We start from the raw sequence: 4529 nt of genomic DNA, 5'->3' as shown, positions 1-4529 counted from the left end.
GGCAACGAGAACGAGACGCTGGCGGCGGTCATCAGACGTCCAGCCTGACGGGACTCCACCCGACGTGCCGAGGCGGTTCGGCCGTCGAAGACGCGCTGCACGGTGTACTCGACGTTCTCCCCCGCCTCGCCGCCCCGAAGAAACTGCAGATGCATGCTGGTGGGCAGCTTGGCGGGCTCGACGGTGCGGGCGGCGGCGGCCAGGGTCTGGGCCATGAACTGACCGCCGAACGAACGCTTTCCCTCGGGACCACTCGCCGGGCCGATCCAAGACTCCTCCGATGAGCCGGGCCGAACGTCGAGCAGACGCAGAAGCACGCTCACGCGACGGTGCCCGCCTCGGTCAGCCGACCGATCTCGTCGTCGGACAAGCCGAGCCGGGCACGCAGCACGTCACCGGTGTGATCGCCGAGTTCGGGCGACGGCACCGCGGGCCGATAGGCACCATTGACCGCCATCGGCAATCCCGGCGCCTGGTACTCACCGATGCGCGGTTGATCAAGCATGCTGAACAGGGGATTGTCTGTCACCTTCGGGCCGACCGCCGTGTCGGCAAAGCTGCGGTAGCGCTCCCACAGGATCGACGTCACCGACAGCGCCGCGGTGATCTCGTCGGCGGTGTGATCGGTGAACCACACCGTGAACAGGCCCGTCAGCGCATCGCGGTGCCGATACCGCTGTCCCTCATCGGTGAAGTCGGCGCCGAGCGAGTCACCAAGTGCGGCAACGGCCTTCGTCACCCCGGTGACCTCGGCCAGGTCCCGGAAGTGACGGCCGGTGAGCGCGACGATCATGAACGACGCCCCGTCACCGCTGGTGAAGGCTTGGCCGTACTGGCCGAATATCGAGTTGCCGATGCGTTCGCGCGCCACGCCGTTGACCATCACCTCGGTGAGGAAGCCGAGGTTGCCCGCCGTGGCCAGGGCCACGTTCTCCAGGGGGATGCCGACGCGCTGGCCCTCCCCGGTGGCCTCCCGGTGCCGCAGCGCCGCCGTCACGGCGAGGGCGACGTACAGTCCGCAGGTGACGTCCCAAGCGGGTAGGACGTGGTTGACGGGATCGGCGAGATCGGCAGGCCCAGTGACCATCGGGAAGCCGATGCCCGCGTTGACGGTGTAGTCGACGCCGGTACCGCCGTCGGCCCGCCCGGACACCTCGACGTGGATGAGGTCCGGCCGCAACTTCACCAGCGCCTCGTATGAATGCCACTGACGCCCAGCCACATTGGTGATCAGGATGCCGCTATCGGCGATGAGCCGCGTGATCAGCTCCTGCCCTTGGACGGAGCGCACGTCGATCGCGGCGGACAGCTTGCCCTTGTTGAGCCCCGCCCAGTAGATGCTCTCGCCGTCGGCGGTCAACGGCCAGCGGTGATAGTCAGCCGCCCCACCGACGGGATCGACGCGAATCACCTCGGCACCCAGTTGGGCGAGCGTCATGCCTGCCAGTGGAACGGCGACGAAGCTGGAGATCTCGATGATCCGCACCCCGGCCAACGGCCTGGCCGCGTCTGGTCCGTCAGTCATCGTCAGATGAGCTCGATGGCGTCGGCGATGGAGTCGAGCACCCGACTCGGCCGGAACGGATATTTCTGGATGTCGGCGACGGCAGTCGATCCGGTGAGCACCAGGATCGTCTCGAGGCCGGCCTCGATGCCCGCGACGACATCGGTGTCCATCCGGTCTCCGACCATGAAGGTGCTCTCGGAGTGCGCCTCGATGCGGTTGAGCGCGCTGCGGAACATCATTGGGTTCGGCTTGCCCACGAAGTAGGGCTCCCGACCGGTGGCCTTGGTGATGAGCGCCGCAACCGAACCGGTGGCGGGCGTCGGTCCCTCGGCGGAAGGGCCGGTGACATCGGGGTTGGTGGCGATGAAGCGGGCCCCGCCGCCGATCAGCCGGATGGCCTTCGTGATCGCCTCGAACGAATAGGTCCGCGTTTCGCCGAGGACCACGAAGTCGGGTCCGGTATCGGTCAGTGTGTAGCCCACTTCGTGCAACGCCGTCGTCAGGCCTGCCTCGCCGATCACGTAGGCGGACCCGCCGGGAAGCTGATCGTGCAGGAAGGCGGCGGTCGCCAGCGCCGACGTCCAGATCGAGGCTTCCGGCACTTCCAGACCAGATCGCAGCAGGCGGGCTGCCAGGTCCCGCGGGGTGAAGATCGAGTTGTTGGTAAGGACCAGGAAGGGACGGTCCTTCTCCACCAGCCGCTGAAGGAATTCGGCGGCTCCGGGTAGGGCACGCTCCTCGTGTACGAGGACGCCGTCCATGTCAGTGAGCCAGCACTGCGGTGTCTTACGCATACCCCCAGTGTGGCAAGTCCCGGCATCGCCGGGGGCAGCGCACCACCACAGTCGACGGAATCCGCGGCGAGCCGAGCGCCCGAACGTCGGAAGCGTGCCGGTCCTACCGGGTGAGATGAATATTGCATAGCTCCGCATGATCCATCGATGATCGCCGGATCGATGCCCGGCCCTGGTCAACCTTCTAGTCTGCCTGCGTCTTACAACATGACTGTTGCCGTCGGCGGGGATCATGTGGTGTACTAAGTGAATCTTCCCTAGTTTGTTTGTCGAGGAGCCCACATGAGTCGAAATGTCGTAGTGGCCGGTGTCGGGATGATTCCCTTCACCACGCCTAGGAACAGCGAGCCGTATGACGCGATGGGCGAAGCGGCCGCACGCCGTGCCCTTGGCGACGCCGGCATTGAGTACGCGAGCGTGCAGCAGGCATACGTGGGGTATGTCTACGGCGACTCGACGTCCGGCCAGGCCGCGCTGTACGGGCTCGGTCAGACCGGGATCCCGATCGTCAACGTCAACAACAACTGTTCGACGGGCTCGTCCGCGCTGTTCCTGGCCCGCCAGGCGATCGAGACCGGCGCGGCCGACTGCGTCATCGCCCTGGGCTTCGAGCAGATGATGCGCGGAGCGCTCGGCTCGATGTGGAGCGACCGACCGAGCGCCTTCGACCGGTTCGATGACGCCACCAAGTCCCTGCAGGGCTGGGACGAGCAAGCGCCGATGGCCGCCCAGTACTTCGGCGGCGCCGGCGCGGCGTACGCCGAGAAGTACGGCATGGACACCAAGGTCTTCGCCCAGATCTCGGTCAAGGCTCGCAAGCACGCCGCCAACAACCCGTACGCGGTGTTCCGCGACCCGGTCAGCATCGAGGAAGTGTTGGCGTCGCCGCAGATCTACGGACCACTGACCCGGTTGCAGTGCTGCCCGCCCACCTGCGGCGCGGCCGCCGCAATTCTGTGTAGCGAAGAATTCGCCGACGCCAACGGGCTCGACGGCTCGGTGGTGATCAGGGCTCAGGCCATGACCACCGACTACGCGTCCACGTTCAGCGGCAACATGATGACCGTCGTCGGCTACGACATGGCCAAGGCCGCGGCGGACCAGGTGTACGAGGCAGCTGGCGTAGGTCCCGAGGACATCCGCGTCGTCGAACTGCACGACTGCTTCACCACCAACGAACTGCTCACCTACGAGGTCCTCGGGTTGACCCCCGAGGGGACCGCCGCGAAGTTCATCGCCGACGGCGACAACACCTACGGCGGGCGAATCGTCACCAATCCATCGGGCGGGCTCCTGTCGAAGGGCCACCCGCTCGGTGCGACCGGTCTGGCGCAATGCGCCGAGCTGGTCTGGCAGCTGCGTGGGCAAGCCGAGGCGCGCCAGGTCGACGGGGTCAGGCTCGCACTGCAGCACAACATCGGACTCGGCGGCGCCGCCGTCGTGACCCTCTACGAGAAGGTGAGCTGACCGAATGTCGGTGGACCAGAGTGTGATCGGGACGGAGTTTCCGCCGCTCACCATGACGGTGGATGCCGGTCGGCTTAAATTCTTCGCCAAGGCGATTGGTGAAACCAACCCCGTCTTCACCGACCCGGAGACGGCCAACGCTGCGGGGCACCGTGACTTGCCGGTGCCGCCGACGTTCCTGTTCGGCATCGAACTCGAAAGCCCAGACCCCTTCGCATGGTTGAGCGGTATCGGCGTCGACCTGCGTCGCGTGCTGCACGGCGAGCAGTCATTCACCTACCACTCACTGGCGGTGGCCGGCGACGTGCTCACCGTGACTCCGCGGATCGGCAACGTCTACAGCAAGAAGGGCGGCGCGTTGGACTTCATCGAGAAGTCCTCCACGGTGACCCGTGAGAACGGCGACCTGGTCGCCGAACTGAAGACCGTAATCGTCGTACGCAATCCAGGGGCAGCAAAATGACCGCGACACAGGACATCACGGTCGGCACCGAGTTGCCGCCGCTAGAGATCAAGCCGATCTCCCGGACCACGCTGGCCCTCTTCGCGGGTGCATCAGGCGATCACAACCCGATGCACATCGACGTCGACGTCGCGAAGTCAGCGGGCCTCGACGACGTGTTCGCCCACGGCATGCTGTCGATGGCATATCTGGGTCGGCTGCTGACCGATTGGGTTGACCCGCAGGCGATCCGCAGCTATCGGGTGCGCTTCGCCGCCATCACGCCTCTGTACGGCAAGCCGACCGCCACCGGCAAGGT

General features: G+C 66.2%; 6 protein-coding genes. 3 read left to right on the top strand and 3 right to left on the bottom strand.

Annotation, left to right across the window (positions count from 1 at the left end; genetic code table 11):
* The 3 genes from QOD90_RS23405 to QOD90_RS23395 form a co-directional block, all read right to left on the bottom strand.
* Positions 1–323 (bottom strand): acyl-CoA thioesterase (locus QOD90_RS23405; RefSeq protein WP_526353555.1); only part of this gene is annotated, 323 nt, incomplete at its 3' end.
* Positions 320–1525 carry a CoA transferase gene (locus QOD90_RS23400; RefSeq protein WP_526353553.1) on the bottom strand — a complete coding sequence of 402 codons (1206 nt, stop codon included), beginning with the start codon at positions 1523–1525 and terminating at the stop codon, positions 320–322. The genes QOD90_RS23405 and QOD90_RS23400, both read right to left, overlap by 4 nt.
* Before the next feature lie 2 nt (positions 1526–1527).
* Complete coding sequence (locus QOD90_RS23395) at positions 1528–2301, bottom strand: HAD-IIA family hydrolase (protein WP_526353551.1); 774 nt, start codon at positions 2299–2301, stop codon at positions 1528–1530.
* A gap of 282 nt (positions 2302–2583) precedes the next feature.
* Between QOD90_RS23395 and QOD90_RS23390 the strand changes: the two genes are divergently transcribed.
* The 3 genes from QOD90_RS23390 to QOD90_RS23380 all read left to right on the top strand — a co-directional run.
* The gene (locus QOD90_RS23390; RefSeq protein WP_526353549.1) at positions 2584–3768 is read left to right on the top strand and encodes a thiolase family protein; all 1185 of its coding nucleotides are present in this window, start codon (positions 2584–2586) and stop codon (positions 3766–3768) included.
* Between the two features lie 4 nt (positions 3769–3772).
* The gene (locus QOD90_RS23385) at positions 3773–4231 is read left to right on the top strand and encodes a MaoC family dehydratase (protein WP_526353547.1); all 459 of its coding nucleotides are present in this window, start codon (positions 3773–3775) and stop codon (positions 4229–4231) included.
* Positions 4228–4529: MaoC/PaaZ C-terminal domain-containing protein (locus QOD90_RS23380; protein WP_526353545.1), on the top strand; the 302-nt coding region annotated here is incomplete at its 3' end. The genes QOD90_RS23385 and QOD90_RS23380, both read left to right, overlap by 4 nt.

The organism is Mycobacterium sp., assembly GCF_032161845.1.
Taxonomy (GTDB): Bacteria; Actinomycetota; Actinomycetes; order Mycobacteriales; family Mycobacteriaceae; genus Mycobacterium.
The sequence above is the reverse complement of the archived record's forward strand: the minus strand, read 5'-3'. Positions and strand labels throughout refer to the sequence as shown.